Origin of the sequence: Pseudarthrobacter sp. SL88, assembly GCF_026672455.1 — a bacterium.
GTDB lineage: Bacteria > Actinomycetota > Actinomycetes > Actinomycetales > Micrococcaceae > Arthrobacter.
Genome location: NZ_JAPPRD010000001.1, coordinates 2,005,310 through 2,019,793, shown reverse-complemented (window position 1 = coordinate 2,019,793; position 14,484 = coordinate 2,005,310). Strand labels below are relative to the sequence as shown.

Below are 14,484 nucleotides of genomic sequence, written 5' to 3'. Positions count from 1 at the left end.
GCCTTCCTAGGCGCCGGGAGCCGGTGGTGTCCGGGTGGCGTCTTTACTGTCTTTGCCGTTGCGGAGTGCGGTGCGCAGTGCCGGCAGATAGTCGCCGGCCTGTGCCAGGATTCCGCCGAGCATCTTATTGACGCCCTCGCCGCCGTTCAGGACTGTCATCTGCCCGACGTGCGAGAAGGGTTCGGCGGCGGCCGCGATGATGGCGGGCATGTTTTCGGCGAGCTGCTGGGAAATCACCGCATCCTGGTTGCTGGCCAGGGCTTCGGCACGTGCCTTGATGCCGTCCGCCTCGGCCAGGGCCTTGGCCTTGATGGCTGAAGCGGCAGCGTCGCCCTTGGCCTTGGTGGCAGCCGCCTCGGCCTCACCGGTCACCTTGGTGGCGCCCGCCGCAGCAGCCGCGGCGGTGGCGTTTGCCTGCGCCGTCACTTCCGTCCGGCGGGCGTTGGCCTGGGCTTCGAGTTCGGTGCGCCGTGCCAGGGCTTCCGCGGCGCTGATGTCCGCGGCCTTCTGCCCCTCGGCGTCGGTGCGCTTGGCGTAGGCCTTGGCGTCTGCGGGCTTCCGGATGGAGGTTTGAAGCTTTTGCTCCTCGCGGTCCGCCTCGAGCTTGGCGACTTCGGTTTCCTGGACCACCACCTGCTGGCGTGCCGTGGCCTCCGCCAGCGGACCGGCCTGGGCGGCGTTGGCCCGGGCACGTTCCGCGTTGGCCTGCGCTACCGATTGCCTGATGGCGGAAAGGCTTTGGGCGTCAGCGATCAGCGCGGCGGCCTCGGCCTCCTTCTCGGCCGCCTCCCGGTTGCGGGTGGCCTCGGCGATCCTGGCTTCCATCTTCACCTGGGCAATGTGCGGCTTGGCGATGTTCTGGATGTACCCGGTGGGATCCTGCAGGTCCTTGATCTGCAGCGAATCCACTACCAGGCCGAGCTTCTCCATTTCCACGCCGCTGGCGCTGCGGACCTGCGAAGCGAGCTTGTCCCGTTCCCGGATGATTTCCTCCATCGTCATGCTGCCGATAATGGAGCGCAGATGCCCCTCGAAGACGTTGTAGACCTGGCTTTCCATTTTGGGCTGCTGGCCGAGGAAACGGCGGGCTGCATTGGCAATAAACGGTGGTGCGTCCCCGATTTTGTAAATGACCACACCTTCCACCACCACCTGGATTCCCTGCGAGGTGACACAGGAAACTTTGAGTTCCGTTTCATTCAGGGTGGAGGGAAAGCGGGCGCACAGTCTGCAGCCCGGGAAGTACCAGCGCTCCCTTGCCCGTCACGATCTTGAAGTCCATGCCGGCGCGGGTATCCAGGGTTCCACGGGTCAGCCCGGAAATAATGAGGGCTTCGTTGGGTTCTGCCACTTTCCACATCAGTTTGGTGGCCACCCAGATGAAGCCAACGGCAAAAAGCACTCCCAGGATGATCGCAATGAGCGGGAAGAATGGTGAGAAGTCCGGCATGACCAGGTCCTTTCACGGGTTCGGAAACCCGCCTCGGATAACGCCCCAATAATGCAGCTGCCCATTCCCGGCCGATCAATTGTGCCCGTAACTGACCATCCGCTGGCCAACTGTTGTAGTCAGTCTGATTGCGGCCTGCCGAAGAGTCCATAGCCCGGCCCCTGATATTTGCCCGCGGCAACAAAACAGCGCACGACGACGGCATCCGGGCCACGAAGGCAGGCCCGCCGCGCCGCCAGGCGGCAGGGCGGACATGTCCCCACCATGTGGGGACGCCCCGGACCCGGACCGGCGTCAGCGGCGGTGCAGGTGTTCAGGATGCCGGAGCGGTCTCCGGAGGCGCGGCGTCCGAGCCCGCCCCGGTTTGCAGGTCTGCTGCCTCCCGCTGCAGGGATACAGGTGCCTCCGCGGCAGGATGTTTAACCCCGGCGCCCTTTGCCGAAGCCGGTGCGATGTTCTGGTTGATGTGGAAGAAGTTGTCGGGATCGTACTTGGCTTTGAGTTCGGCAAGCCGCCCGTAGTTCGAACCCATCGTCTCTTTGATGCGCGATTGATCGTCGGCGTCCTGGAAGTTGAGGTACCCGCCCGGCTCGGAGTACTCATGCAGTGCCGCCCAGTAATCGCGGACCCACGCGATGTTCGCCTCATTCTCCGAGGCGTCAGGCCACTGCGCCGCGATCACCGGTGCAAAATTGACGTTCCGGTAGGCGAAGGCTGTGGCTTCGGGTGCTACCCGCTGGACTGCCCCGTCGATCGGGTAGAAGTGGTTGGCGTGTATGGATGCTCGGGATGCCAGGCGAATTCTCGACGGCGACGCGCAGCGCATCATCGCTGAGGGTCCGAAGGAAATCGGCCTTCCAGTATCCCTGGAGTCCGGGAACATTCAGTCCATCGAACATCATGTTCAGTGCGGGATAGGGCATAGGCGCGAAGAAGCTGCCCAGCGGTTCTCCTGCGTCCAGCATTGGCTGCCAATGGGCCGGGCCGGCGTCGGGATCGCCAGTCCACATGCCCACGATGACCGTAACCGGCCGTCCATGCCATTCCTCGGGCAGGAACGGAACCGGCGGCCCCTGGTGGAAGCCCAGGAACGCGCCCATTTCCTCAGGTTCGGCGCCGATCCATTCGCGGTAAGCAGCACCCACGCTGGCTCCTGTGGATGCATCGAAGAACATGATGCCCACATGGACCACGTCCACGGGGTGCAGCCGGAACTCGAGCGAGGTGACCACGCCGAAGTTGCCGCTGCCGCCGCGCAAAGCCCAGAAGAGGTCAACGTTCTCGGCGTCGCTGGCCGTCAGGAATGAACCGTCAGCCAGCACGACGTCGGCCCCGATGAGATTGTCGCAGGACAGGCCGTACTTGCGGGCGAGGTAGCCGATGCCACCGCCCAGGGTCAGTCCACTGACGCCTGTGGTGCCGACGATGCCGCCCGTACTGGCCAGGCCGAAAGCGTGCGTGGCGTGGTTGTAGTCCGCCCAGGTCGCGCCGGCCTCGACGCGGGCTGTCCTCGCTGCCGGGTCAACCCGCACCCCGCGGCGCGCCGAGAAATCCAGGACCAGTCCGCCGTCGACCGTTCCGAATCCGGGGGCGCTGTGCCCGCCGCCGCGTACGGCAACGTCAATGCCGAGGCCGCGGGCGAAGCGCACGGCGGCCATGACGTCCGCCGCCTGGGATACCTGCAGTACCGCGGCTGGCCGGCGGTAGATCATGCCGTTGTAGACGTGCCGCGCCTCCTCGTAACCGGCGTCCCCTTCTTCGATGACCGGTCCGCGGACCTGCTCGCGGAGCACGTCGAAACGATCGCTACCCATGACAACTCCAGATGTGTACCAAGACCAGGGGCAGCCGACTCCATACGGGCCCAGCGGGGGCCAGCGCGCTGACCATTTCGGTATACGCCCGGCCACCACCGCCGTCAAGGCTTGGCAACCCGCCCCGGCGCCGCAGGAAGTCCTGGGCCTTGTCGAGGTTGCCGCGGTCCCGCAGCAGGAACCCGTTCTCCAGCAGCCTGGGACCCATATGCTTGCCCACCTCGGATCCCGGCCGCGCGGGTCTGTCCGCACGGCATTTACAGATCTACACTGAAGCATTCCCACCGCGGCCAGGGCACGGACGCTGCGGAACAGATGATCAGCGTCAGATCGAAAGGGCCGGCCATGGGCAACGCCTCGGAGAAGGCAAACCGTGCAGTTTCCGGAGCGGCGTCGGCGAGCCGGAGCCCCGCGCTGCGGGTGTTGGCCCGCGCCGGATTCGTCGTCATCGGGCTGCTCCACATCCTGATCGGGGTGATTGCCCTGCAGATCGCCGGCGGGCAGGGCGGCGAGGCTGACCAGACCGGCGCCATCGGGGCCGTGGCTTCAAAGCCCGGCGGCGTTTTCCTGCTGTGGGCGGGTGCCGTCGCCTGCGCCGCGCTCGCACTGTGGATGGTCAGCGAGGCAGTTTTTGAGGCGCGTTCCCAGTCCGAGTCCAAGAAGAAGCTGCAAAAGGCCGGCACTGCCGGCGGGAAGGCGCTGGTGTTCGGGGTCCTTGCCTTCACGTTCGCGGTGTTTGCCACCGGCGGAAGCAAGAGTTCGAGCCAGTCCGCTACGGACTTCACCGCGAAACTGATGGCTGCTCCTGCCGGCGTTGTGCTGTTGGTTGCCGTGGGCCTCGCCATCATCGGCGCCGGCGGCTACTACGCCTACAAGGGCTTTACCCGGAACTTCATGGAGGACCTGCAGGACCCCGGCAGCGCCCGGACCGCTGTTGAATGGACCGGCAGCGTGGGGTATGTGGCCAAGGGTGTGGTGCTCGCCGTCGTTGGCGCCCTGGTGATCGCGGCCGCCGTCACAGCCGATCCGTCAAAGTCCACCGGCCTGGACGGGGGACTGAAGACGCTGGGCTCGCAACCTTATGGCACCGTCCTGCTGGCTGTCATCGCGGTGGGGCTGGCCTGCTACGGGGTGTATTCGATGGCGAGGGCGCGGTACGGACGCTTCTAGCCGTCTGCCGGCTGCCCGGGGGCGATGCACGCTCAGCCGATGGGCCACCACTCGGGAAGCAGTTCGCGCAGGTCCGCCAGGAATTCGTCCACCGGGCGGGGCGAGGCCTCCACCAGGCGGGACTCCAGCGCCCCCACCACGCCGTACGCGATGAACCGGGCAACCATCGGCTGCGGGACTTCCCGGCCGCCCGGTGCCGGTACCGCAATGGCGCGCCGCTCGAGCAGCAGGCGGACGGAACCCTCGAAGTGTGCTCCGAGCATGGCATGCAGGCCACCCGTTCCCGCGTCGGTGACCAGTCCCCGGCGGTAGATGGCGCGGTGCAGGTCCAGGTGCCGGACCACGCCGGCCGTGACCGCGCCGATGGCAGGGCCGATGTCGCCGCCAGCGGCGCTGAGGTGTTCCGCGCGGAGCACATCCAGTTCTTCGGAAAGGACCTTCCGCAGCAGGGCTGCAGGCGAGGCGGCGTGCTGGTAGAAGGTGGACCTGTTGACCCCGGCGGCGGCTGCGACCTGCCCCGCGGCCAGCACTCCGGCGTCGTTCTCCCCGGCAAGGTCCAGGATGGCCGAGGCCAGCTTTTCCCGGCTGCGGAGAGCCCGCGGGTCGCGAAGCACCGGGGCTTCGGGGTCCCGTTTCGGTTGCAATGTCATGCAGGTCACACTCCCGGGTGATCTTGGCCGCCGGCGGTGGATAAACCGCCACATCGAGCGTACCGTTCTAACTATCCAACAAATGTCGGATAAATGTCTTGGGCCGCTTCGTTGACAACCCGGCCCGCTGTGGAAAGGAAGCACCCATGTCCCGTTTTGACGGACGAGTCGCCATCATTACCGGAGGAGCCAGCGGCATCGGCCGGGCTACTGCTGTCCGCTTTGCCAGTGAAGGCGGGTCTGTGGTGGTTGCGGACATCCAGGACGAACTGGCCGCCCAAGTGGCCGCAGAGATCGGCGCCGCCGGCGGCCAGGCGCGGGCCTTCCATCTGGACGTGACCAGCGAATCCGGCTGGGCCGGCGTCGTGGCTTTCGCTCTCGGGGAATTCGGCCAGCTCGACGTACTGGTTAACAACGCGGGCATCGGCGACAACCAGGCCATCGAAGACACCAGCGTTGAGACGTATGCCAAGGTGGTGGCCGTGACGCAGACCAGCGTATTCCTCGGCGAGAAGGCTGCAGCGGAAGCCCTGAAGGCGTCCGGGAACGGTGCCGTGGTCAACGTGTCCTCCATGTTCGGCATCGTTGGTGGCTTCGGAACCTCTCCCGCTTACGCGGCGGCCAAGGGCGCCGTCCGCACCCTCACCAAGAACACCGCACTCGGCTGGGCCACCCAGGGAATCCGCGTGAACTCCGTCCACCCGGGGTTCATCGATACCCCGATCCTCGGTGACACGGACCGCAGGCTCCTGACGGACACCACGCCCATGGCCCGGCTGGGCCGTCCCGAGGACGTTGCCGCCGTCATACTCTTCGCCGCCAGCGACGACGCCGCATTCATGACCGGGGCCGAACTGGTGGTCGACGGCGGCTACACCGCCCGCTGACCGGACCACCTCCGAGCATCCAACCGACCACAATTCAGCAGCAACAGGAAGGGCATCGCATGCGCGCGATCGTATTCAAGGAATGGCAGCAGTTTCCCGAACTCGAAGAGGTGGACCGGCCCACTCCCGGTCCAGGCGAGGTGCTGCTGAAGGTGGCCGGGGCCGGAGCCTGCCACTCTGACGTCAGCATCTTCGAGGACTTCACTGCCGAAGTTCCCGGGAACATGACCAAGGGCTTCGTGCTGGGCCACGAGAACTCGGGTTGGGTGGAGGAACTGGGCGCGGGCGTGGACGGCATCGAGGTGGGTGCCGCCTACCTGGTCTACGGCCCCATCGGCTGCGGCCACTGCAAGGCATGTTCCCGCGGCCAGGACACCTACTGCGAGAATGCCGCAACCAACCCCTACCTGGGCATCGGCCTGGGCCGCGACGGCGGCATGGCTGAGTACGTCACGGTCCCCGTGCGCAACCTGATCCCGCTCGGGGATGCGGATCCCATCGCGGCGGCACCGCTGGCCGACGCCGCCCTGACCCCGTACCACGCCATTAAGACCGCCCTGCCGCACCTGAACGGCGGCGGGCGTTTTGCGCTGGTGGTGGGGCTTGGCGGCCTGGGGCAGATCGCCGTCCAGATCCTCAAAGCGCTGACCGGGGCCACTGTTATTGCCACGGACATGAAGCCCGATGCGATGGCCAAGGCGGAAGCGGCAGGGGCCCTCACGGTTCCCGGTGGCGCGGACCAGGTGGCACGGATCCGGGAAATCACCGGCGGCCGCGGCGTTGACGCCGCGTTCGACTTCGTCGGTGTCACCCCGACGATCGCCACCGCCACCGGGTCGATGGCCGTCGGCGGGCGGCTGACAGTCGTCGGGATTGCCGGCGGTGTACACGAATGGACGTTCTTCAACACCCCCTACGAGTCCACCATCACCAACACATATTGGGGAACCATTGAGGAACTCCACGAAGTGGTGGACATGTACCGGGCGGGGCAGATCATCCCCGAAATCGAAACCTTTTCCCTGGAGGACGGGCTCACCGCCTACCGGAAGCTGGCAGGCGGGCAGCTGAGCGCCCGCGCCGTGGTGGTTCCGCACCAGGCATAGGCCGTGGTGGCCGGGCTGCACGGTCCGGCCACCGCTCTCAGACCTGAGGGCCGGGCGTACCGCCATCCGAAGCGTGTTCCCTCGCTGGGAATATGCTCGAATCCCTCGATTAGGGGGAGGACGGGGATTACCGTAGAGGGGTGACTGACCGTCCCGAAATCTCCACCGTTGGCGAACTGCGTGCCACGGGCCATGTCCTGAAGGACCTGCGCCACGAAATCCGAGACAACCTGCTGGCCGCGCTCGCGCACGGGCGGGATCCCTGGCCCGGGCTGTACGGGTTCGGCCGGACCGTCCTGCCCCAGCTGGAGCGGGCGCTGATCGCCGGCCATGACCTGGTGCTGCTGGGCGAACGGGGCCAGGGCAAGACCCGGGTGCTGCGCACGCTGGCCGGGCTGCTCGACGAGTGGTCGCCGGTCATCGATGGCTCTGAGCTGAACGAACATCCCTACGAACCGATCACGGAAGCCTCGCGGGCCCTTGCCGCCTCGGAGGGTGACCGGTTACGGGTTGGCTGGCGGCACCGCTCGGAACGGTACGTGGAGAAGCTGGCCACCCCGGACACTTCCGTGGCGGACCTCATCGGTGACGTGGACCCCATGCGGGTGGCCGAGGGCCGCCGCCTGGGCGATCCCGAAACAATTCATTACGGACTGATTCCGCGCTCCAACCGCGGCATCATCGCCATCAACGAACTTCCGGACCTTGCCGAGCGGATCCAGGTGGCCATGCTCAACGTGATGGAGGAACGGGACATCCAGATCCGCGGCTACGTGCTGCGGCTGCCACTGGACGTCCTGGTGGTGGCGTCGGCGAACCCCGAGGACTACACCAACCGCGGCCGGATCATCACCCCGCTGAAGGACCGCTTCGGCGCCGAGATCCGCACCCACTACCCCATAGAACTGGAGGACGAGGTTGCCGTCATCCGGCAGGAGGGGCGGCTCGTGGCGGACGTGCCCGCCGTCATCCTTGAGATTCTCGCCCGGTACACACGTGCCCTGCGGCATTCACCGGCCATCAACCAGACGTCCGGGGTCTCCGCACGGTTTGCCATTGCCGGGGCGGAGACGGTGGCCGCCGCGGCCCTGCGCAGGGCCAGCCTCCGCGGCGAGGACGAGGCTGTTGCCCGGATCATCGACCTGGAGCCGGCAGTGGAAGTCCTCAGCGGCAAGTTGGAATTTGAATCCGGTGAGGAAGGCCGCGAACAGGGCATCCTGGACCACCTCCTGCGCACCGCCACCGCCGAAGCCGTCAGGGCCCATTTCCAGGGCATCGACATGGGCCCGCTCGTAGCCGCGTTTGACGGCCACCGGACAGTGACCACCGGCGGGCAGGTCACGGCCAAGGAGTTCCTGGCCAACCTCCCCTCGCTGAACGGATCGGGCCTGTACGACTTGATTGGCAAGCGCATGGGTGCGCAGAACGACGGGCAGCGCGCCGCCGCCGTCGAACTTGCCCTCGAAGGGCTGTACCTCGGCCGGCGGATCTCCAAAGAAGCCGACGACGAAGAAACGGTCTACGGCTGACCGCAGGCCTGCAGCCACAACAGGAGGCAGCATGACCCTTCACGACAGGTCACGGTACGGCCGGTACGCCGGCGGTCCGGACCCGCTGGCCCCGCCCGTGGAACCTGGCCGAGGCACTCGACGCCGTGGCCGAGGACGTGATGGACGGTTACTCGCCCCGCCACGCCCTGCAGGAGTTCCTCCGGCGCGGCGGCCGGAACCGGGACGGCCTGGACAACCTGGCCCGCCGCGTGCAGGAACGGCGCAAGGACCTGCTGAGCCGGCACCGGCTCGACGGCACGCTCGATGCCGTCCGCAAACTGCTGGATACGGCAGTCCTGGAGGAGCGCAAACAGCTGGCCAGGGACGCCATGATGGACAACACCGACCGCGCCATCCGGGAGATGCGGCTGCAGAACCTGCCGCCGTCCACGGCAGCAGCCGTCAACGAACTCGCCTCCTACGACTGGCAGTCGGGCACCGCCAGGGACGCGTACGAACGCATCAAGGACCTCCTGGGACGCGAAGTCCTGGACCAGCGGTTCGCGGGCATGAAACAGGCCCTGGAGAACGCCACCGACGAGGACCGCGAAGCCGTCAGCGACATGCTCCGCGACCTGAACGGACTCCTGGGCAAGCACCGCCGGGGCGAGGACACCGCGGCGGACTTCCAGGAGTTCATGGCAAAGCATGGGCAGTACTTTCCCGAAAACCCGCATTCGGTCGAAGAGCTGGTGGACGCGCTGGCCAAGCGGTCCGCCGCCGCACAGCGGCTTCTGCAGTCCATGTCATCGGAGCAGCGCGAAGAGCTGATGCGCCTCTCCGCCCGAGCTTTCGGCTCGGCAGGGCTGATGGATCAGCTCAACGAACTCGACGGAAACCTCCAGGCGCTGCGGCCCGGCGAAGACTGGAACGGTTCGGCGCCCTTCGACGGGCAGGAAGGCCTGGGCCTGGGGGACGGGACTGGAGTCCTGCAGGACCTGGCAGAGCTGGACGGATTGTCGGAACAGCTTTCGCAGTCGTATAACGGCTCACGACTGGACGATCTTGACCTCGACGCCCTCAGCCGCCAGCTGGGCCCGGACGCCGCCGTCAGCGCTCGCACCCTGGCCGAGATCGAGCGGGCCATGGAGGACGGCGGCTACCTGAGCCGGGGGCCCGATGGCGACCTCCGCCTGTCCCCGCAGGCCATGCGGCGGCTCGGCAAGTCCCTGCTGCAGGACACTGCACGGCAGCTGTCCGGGCGGCAGGGGCAGCGGGACACCCGCCTGGCTGGAGCGGCCGGAGAGCAGACCGGCTCCAGCCGTCCGTGGGAGTTCGGGGATGCGGAGCCCTGGGACGTCACCCGCACCATGACCAACGCGATCCAGCGCACCATGTCCGACGGCGGGAACCCGGCCCGGGAACTCCGGCTCACCCCGGAAGACATCGAGGTGGCCGAAACCGAAGCCCGCACCCAGGCCGCCGTGGTGCTCCTGGTTGACGTGTCCTTTTCCATGGCCGCCGAGGGGCGGTGGGTGCCGATGAAAAGGACGGCCCTGGCGCTGCACCACCTTGTGTCCACCCGGTTCCGCGGCGACCGGCTGCAGCTGGTCACGTTCGGCCGCTATGCGCAGTCCATGGACATCGGTGAACTCACGTCGCTGCCGGCACTGCGGGAGCAAGGGACGAACCTGCACCACGGGCTGCTGCTGGCCGCGCGCTTCTTCCGCCGGCACCCGTCCATGCAGCACGTCCTGCTGGTGGTGACCGACGGCGAGCCGACGGCACACCTGCTCCCGGACGGCGACTCCTGGTTCAACTGGCCGCCGGACACCGAAACCATCCGCGTCACAGTCGCCGAGCTGGACCGGCTGGGGCGCTCCGGCGTGCAGGCCACTTTCTTCCGGCTCGGCGACGACCCCGGGCTGGAACGCTTTGTGCAGCGGATGGCCCGCCGGATCGAGGCGCGGGTGGTGGCCCCGGACGTCGGCGGCCTGGGCGCCGCAGTGGTGGGGGAGTACCTCCGCGCCCACGTCCGCAGCTCCTACAGCGACACCGACTGGGCCCTCTAGGCAATTCCGGTGTCCAGGCCAGCCTCCGAAATGAGCTCGGCGAGCCAGGGGCGGTGCTCGCGGTGGAACGTCAGCAGGGCGGACCCTTGAACCTGTTCCCGTCCGGGCATAACATGGCGGCCACATCCACGCCGATCAGTCCAAGGAGCCGGCTATGGGCGCCACACCCTCTGAAACGTCACCAGCGACCCTGATGGTGGACCTGATCATCTCGCTGGACGGGTATGCCTCCGCCGAGGGATGGCCCGGCTGGTGGGGACTGGAGGGGCCGGAGTACCTTGCCTGGCTGGACGAGGAGGCGGCAAAGAACTACACCTTCCTGCTGGGGGCCAATACGTACCGGCTGATGTACGGCATGTCTGCCCAGGCAGCGGCCGACCGCACCGGGTTCTCCGCGGAGGAGGGCGCCAGCCTCACCGGCCTGGCCGCCGTACCCAAGATGGTGTTCTCGTCCACGCTGCAGGCGCCCCTGGACTGGCCGAACTCCACCCTGGTCACCGGGGACGCTGTGGAGGCAGTCCGGGAGCTGAAGCGGACCGGAACAGGACCGCTGAGCACTCTCGGCAGCCTGAAGCTGACCAGGTCATTGCTCGCCGCTGGCCTGGTGGACCGTTTCCGGCTGGTTGTCTTCCCGGTGATCACTGGCGCCACCGGCCGGGAACGGATCTACGACGGTTACCCGGACGTGATGCTGGAGATGGTGCAGAGCAGGACCTTTGACGGCCGGCTGCAGTTGCTGGAGTACGTTCCCACGGTGCTCACCGGCCCGCCCGGCAACAGGTGACCGGAGAACGCCGCAGGAAAGAGGGTCACCGGGAGACGCAATTTCTTGAACATTAAACTAACTGGACGTAGGATTTAGTTCAAGCTTCAAGTATTTCCGTTTTCTGATTGCCGAGGACCCCCATGACTGCTGTTGCCCACGCCCCGCTGCCGCACGCCGCCCTCCCCGCGGCCACGGTCCGCAGCCGCGTCACCGTCCCGCTTCGTTTCCCGGATGGCTATTCCACGACGGCGGAGATCCTCACCTTCCACGGCCTGGCGGACGGCAAGGAACACCTGCTGCTGGCTCTCGGGCCGTGGGAGCAGGCCCTTCTCAGCGGTGAACCGATGGTCCGCCTCCACAGCGAATGCATGACCGGCGATGTGTTCGGCAGCGAGCGCTGCGACTGCGGTCCGCAGCTGCGGGAAGCTGCCGAAACCATCACGGGCGCCGGCGGCTTCCTCCTCTATCTCCGGCAGGAGGGCCGCGGCATCGGCCTGTACCCGAAGCTCGATGCCTACGCACTGCAGGACCAGGGCCTGGACACCTACGATGCCAACCTCGCACTGGGCCACGCCGAGGACGAGCGTGACTACTCCGCCGCAGCACAGATGCTCGAAGCGCTGGGTGCCACCAGCATCCGGCTCCTGAGCAACAACCCGGACAAAGCCGGGCAGCTGACCGCTTTTGGTATTGGCGTCGGCGAAAAGGTACCCACGGGTGTCCACCTGTCCGCCGCGAACAGCCGCTACCTGGCCGCCAAACGTGACCGTACCGGCCATACCCTGGACCTGGATCATGACCCGCGCGTTGGACCGGGCCAAGGCACAGGTGCCGAACCCGCCGTCGTGCCCGGCATGGCGAAGGGCGCCGCGGAGGTGCCCGGCCATGAGGAAATGCTCGACCGTGCGGCGGCTTTCGTGCCCGCACTGCGGGCGGCGGCCGAAGAAACCGAGGGGCTGCGCCGCCTCCCCGATGCCACGGTTGAAAGCCTCAAGGCCGCGGGGGTTTTCCGCATGCTGGCGCCTGCCGCGGTGGGCGGCTTTGGACTGGGCGCGGAAACGTACGGCGAGGCAGTCCGCCGCCTGGCCCGGGGATGCGCCTCCACGGCCTGGACCGCAGGCCATCTCGCCGAGCATGCCTGGATGCTGGCCCGCTGGCCGAAGCGGGTTCAGGATGAGGTCTTCGCCGGTGGCGGGATGCCGCTCGCGGCCGCTACCAGCGCACCCGTCGGTGCTGCCCGGAAGGTGCCCGGCGGCTACGCGGTCTCGGGCCACTGGAGCTTTGCCTCCGGCATCATGCATTCGGAGTGGGCGCTGCTGGCCGTCCAGCAGGACGGCCACCGGCTGCAGGCGCTGGTTCCCCTCGCCGACCTGGAACTGGTTGATGCCTGGCACACGGACGGGCTCCGGGGCACCGGCAGCAACGACCTGCGCGCCGCGGATCTGTTCGTCCCGGACTACCGGGTGCTGGACTGGGCGTTGCTCAGCGCGGCGGACAACCCCGGCAGCCTGATCCATTCCGATCCCCTGATCCACACCCCAATGGCCACACTGCTGAACCTGGTGGCCCCGGCGGCGGCCCTGGGTTCGGCCGAATATGCGCTGGAACTGTTCCGTGACCAGCTGCTCGCGCCGAAGGTGAAGAACGGCGTCGACATCCGGCAGGCCGATTCCCCGCTGGCGCAGGCACGCTACGCCCGCGCCGCCGGACTGCTGGCCTCAGCGCAGCAGCACTGGGAGGCCGGGCTGTCCGCCGTGGCGGCCTCGGTGCAGCCGCAGTCCGGCCTGCGGCAGGCGTCCGGGCTTCCGGACGGGGACCGGGCCGCGTTCCGACTCTCACTCGCCCTGAGCGCCGAGGCAGCGCAGGAAGCCGTCCGGGTGGTCCTCGCTGGTTCGGGCGGCAGCGCCCACCGGCTGAGTCATCCCCTGCAGCGCATCCAGCGCGACGTCGGCGTGCTGCTCAGCCATCCCACCCTGGGCATCGATCCCATCCTGGAACAGGCCGGCCGGGGGTTGTTGGGCCTGGGCTTCACCGCTCCGTCCTTCTAGGTCCCCGGGTGGCGGCGGTATCCTGCCGCTGCCACCATTGGCGGCGGTTCCGTGGCAGGATCAGGTATGCCCCAGCGCCTGATGCTGCTCGACACTGCCTCGCTGTACTTCCGTGCCTTCTACGGCCTCCCGGACACCATCCGGCGCACCGATGGAACGCCGGTCAACGCCGTCCGGGGCCTGCTTGACATGATTGCCCGGCTCACCACTGACTACCAGGCCACCCACCTGGTGGCCTGCTGGGACGATGACTGGCGCCCGCAGTGGCGCGTGGATCTGGTCCCCACCTACAAGGCGCACCGGGTGGCCGAGGCCAAGCCCGGCGGCACCGACGTCGAAGTGGTGCCGGATGCGCTGGAGGCGCAGCTGCCGATGATCCGGAAGGCCCTGGAACTCGCCGGCATCGCCATCGTGGGGGCAGCGGACCATGAGGCCGACGACGTCATCGGCACCTATGCCTCCCACGCGGCCATGCCCGTGGACGTCGTCACCGGGGACCGGGACCTCTTCCAGGTGTGCGACGACGAACGGCAGGTCCGGGTGATCTACACGGCGCGCGGAATGCGGAACCTGGAGATCTGCACGGAGGAAACCATCGTGGCCAGATACAAGGTCCTGCCGCAGCAGTACGCCGATTACGCCACCCTCCGAGGCGACGCGTCAGACGGCCTGCCCGGCGTTGCCGGCATCGGTGAGAAGACGGCGGCGTCGCTGCTGCTCAAGTACGGCACCCTGGATGCCCTCCTGGCCGCAGCGGACACGCCCGACGGCGGCGTGTCCGGACCCGTCCGGGCGCGGCTGTCCGCCGCGGCCGCCTACCTTGAAGCAGCCCCCGCCGTCGTCCGCCTGGTGCGGAACCTGCAGCTGCCCGCCGTGGAGGAAATTGGCGCCATGCTGGAACCGGTGGAAGGGGAACAGCGGGCGGAACTGGAACGGATCGCCACTGACTGGAACCTTGGCGGCTCGGTCCGCCGGCTCCTGGATGCCCTGGACCTGCGGGGGCAGCCGGGCTGACCCGCGCAGGCCCGGGG

Annotated in this window: 12 protein-coding genes and 1 pseudogene; 8 read left to right on the top strand and 5 right to left on the bottom strand. The window is 67.7% G+C overall.

Annotated elements, in window-relative coordinates:
• Nucleotides 1-6: 6 nt before the first annotated feature.
• The 4 genes from OVA06_RS09295 to OVA06_RS09280 form a co-directional block, all read right to left on the bottom strand.
• Entirely contained in the window at nt 7-1,203 is a 1,197-nt protein-coding gene (locus OVA06_RS09295) for an SPFH domain-containing protein (protein WP_268160731.1), read from the bottom strand.
• Entirely contained in the window at nt 1,196-1,450 is a 255-nt protein-coding gene (locus OVA06_RS09290; RefSeq protein ID WP_268157761.1) for a hypothetical protein, read from the bottom strand. The genes OVA06_RS09295 and OVA06_RS09290 overlap by 8 nt, the downstream gene beginning before the upstream one ends.
• A gap of 313 nt (nt 1,451-1,763) precedes the next feature.
• Entirely contained in the window at nt 1,764-2,132 is a 369-nt protein-coding gene (locus tag OVA06_RS09285) for a BBE domain-containing protein (protein ID WP_268157759.1), read from the bottom strand.
• Entirely contained in the window at nt 2,110-3,264 is a 1,155-nt protein-coding gene (locus OVA06_RS09280) for an FAD-binding oxidoreductase (protein ID WP_268157757.1), read from the bottom strand. Before OVA06_RS09280 ends, OVA06_RS09285 begins: the two co-directional genes overlap by 23 nt.
• Before the next feature lie 345 nt (nt 3,265-3,609).
• On the opposite strand from OVA06_RS09280, the gene OVA06_RS09275 reads away from it, so the two are divergent.
• The gene (locus tag OVA06_RS09275) at nt 3,610-4,434 is read left to right on the top strand and encodes a DUF1206 domain-containing protein (protein ID WP_056078822.1); all 825 of its coding nucleotides are present in this window, start codon (nt 3,610-3,612) and stop codon (nt 4,432-4,434) included.
• Nucleotides 4,435-4,466: 32 nt separating this feature from the next.
• On the opposite strand, the gene OVA06_RS09270 is transcribed toward OVA06_RS09275, so the two are convergent.
• Nucleotides 4,467-5,084: a TetR family transcriptional regulator gene (locus OVA06_RS09270; protein ID WP_268157755.1), complete on the bottom strand. Its 618-nt coding sequence runs from the start codon at nt 5,082-5,084 to the stop codon at nt 4,467-4,469.
• A 146-nt stretch (nt 5,085-5,230) separates the two neighbouring features.
• Here OVA06_RS09270 and OVA06_RS09265 point away from each other — a divergent pair, with 146 nt between their 5' ends.
• The 7 genes and pseudogenes from OVA06_RS09265 to OVA06_RS09235 all read left to right on the top strand — a co-directional run bounded on the left by OVA06_RS09265 (nt 5,231) and on the right by OVA06_RS09235 (nt 14,467).
• Complete coding sequence (locus OVA06_RS09265; RefSeq protein ID WP_268157753.1) at nt 5,231-5,971, top strand: SDR family NAD(P)-dependent oxidoreductase; 741 nt, start codon at nt 5,231-5,233, stop codon at nt 5,969-5,971.
• Nucleotides 5,972-6,030: 59 nt separating this feature from the next.
• Complete coding sequence (locus OVA06_RS09260) at nt 6,031-7,077, top strand: NAD(P)-dependent alcohol dehydrogenase (RefSeq protein ID WP_268157749.1); 1,047 nt, start codon at nt 6,031-6,033, stop codon at nt 7,075-7,077.
• 140 nt (nt 7,078-7,217) lie between these two features.
• Entirely contained in the window at nt 7,218-8,606 is a 1,389-nt protein-coding gene (locus OVA06_RS09255) for a sigma 54-interacting transcriptional regulator (protein ID WP_261619737.1), read from the top strand.
• A gap of 31 nt (nt 8,607-8,637) precedes the next feature.
• A pseudogene (locus OVA06_RS09250) lies at nt 8,638-10,639 on the top strand (VWA domain-containing protein).
• Nucleotides 10,640-10,793: 154 nt separating this feature from the next.
• Complete coding sequence (locus tag OVA06_RS09245; RefSeq protein ID WP_268157747.1) at nt 10,794-11,423, top strand: dihydrofolate reductase family protein; 630 nt, start codon at nt 10,794-10,796, stop codon at nt 11,421-11,423.
• Nucleotides 11,424-11,545: 122 nt separating this feature from the next.
• Nucleotides 11,546-13,453: a GTP cyclohydrolase II RibA gene (ribA, locus tag OVA06_RS09240; RefSeq protein ID WP_268157745.1), complete on the top strand. Its 1,908-nt coding sequence runs from the start codon at nt 11,546-11,548 to the stop codon at nt 13,451-13,453.
• Nucleotides 13,454-13,519: 66 nt separating this feature from the next.
• A complete protein-coding gene (locus OVA06_RS09235) occupies nt 13,520-14,467 on the top strand; it encodes a 5'-3' exonuclease (RefSeq protein WP_268157743.1) in 948 nt (315 codons plus the stop codon).
• Nucleotides 14,468-14,484: the final 17 nt, after the last annotated feature.

Bases quoted from the DNA above. Each gene is read 5' to 3' on its own strand.
- ribA (WP_268157745.1), top strand. From the start codon at position 11,546: ATGACTGCTGTTGCCCACGCCCCGCTGCCGCACGCCGCCCTCCCCGCG.
- OVA06_RS09270 (WP_268157755.1), bottom strand. From the start codon at position 5,084: ATGACATTGCAACCGAAACGGGACCCCGAAGCCCCGGTGCTTCGCGAC.
- OVA06_RS09245 (WP_268157747.1), top strand. From the start codon at position 10,794: ATGGGCGCCACACCCTCTGAAACGTCACCAGCGACCCTGATGGTGGAC.
- OVA06_RS09235 (WP_268157743.1), top strand. From the start codon at position 13,520: ATGCCCCAGCGCCTGATGCTGCTCGACACTGCCTCGCTGTACTTCCGT.
- OVA06_RS09260 (WP_268157749.1), top strand. From the start codon at position 6,031: ATGCGCGCGATCGTATTCAAGGAATGGCAGCAGTTTCCCGAACTCGAA.
- OVA06_RS09275 (WP_056078822.1), top strand. From the start codon at position 3,610: ATGGGCAACGCCTCGGAGAAGGCAAACCGTGCAGTTTCCGGAGCGGCG.
- OVA06_RS09265 (WP_268157753.1), top strand. From the start codon at position 5,231: ATGTCCCGTTTTGACGGACGAGTCGCCATCATTACCGGAGGAGCCAGC.
- OVA06_RS09290 (WP_268157761.1), bottom strand. From the start codon at position 1,450: ATGCCGGACTTCTCACCATTCTTCCCGCTCATTGCGATCATCCTGGGA.
- OVA06_RS09280 (WP_268157757.1), bottom strand. From the start codon at position 3,264: ATGGGTAGCGATCGTTTCGACGTGCTCCGCGAGCAGGTCCGCGGACCG.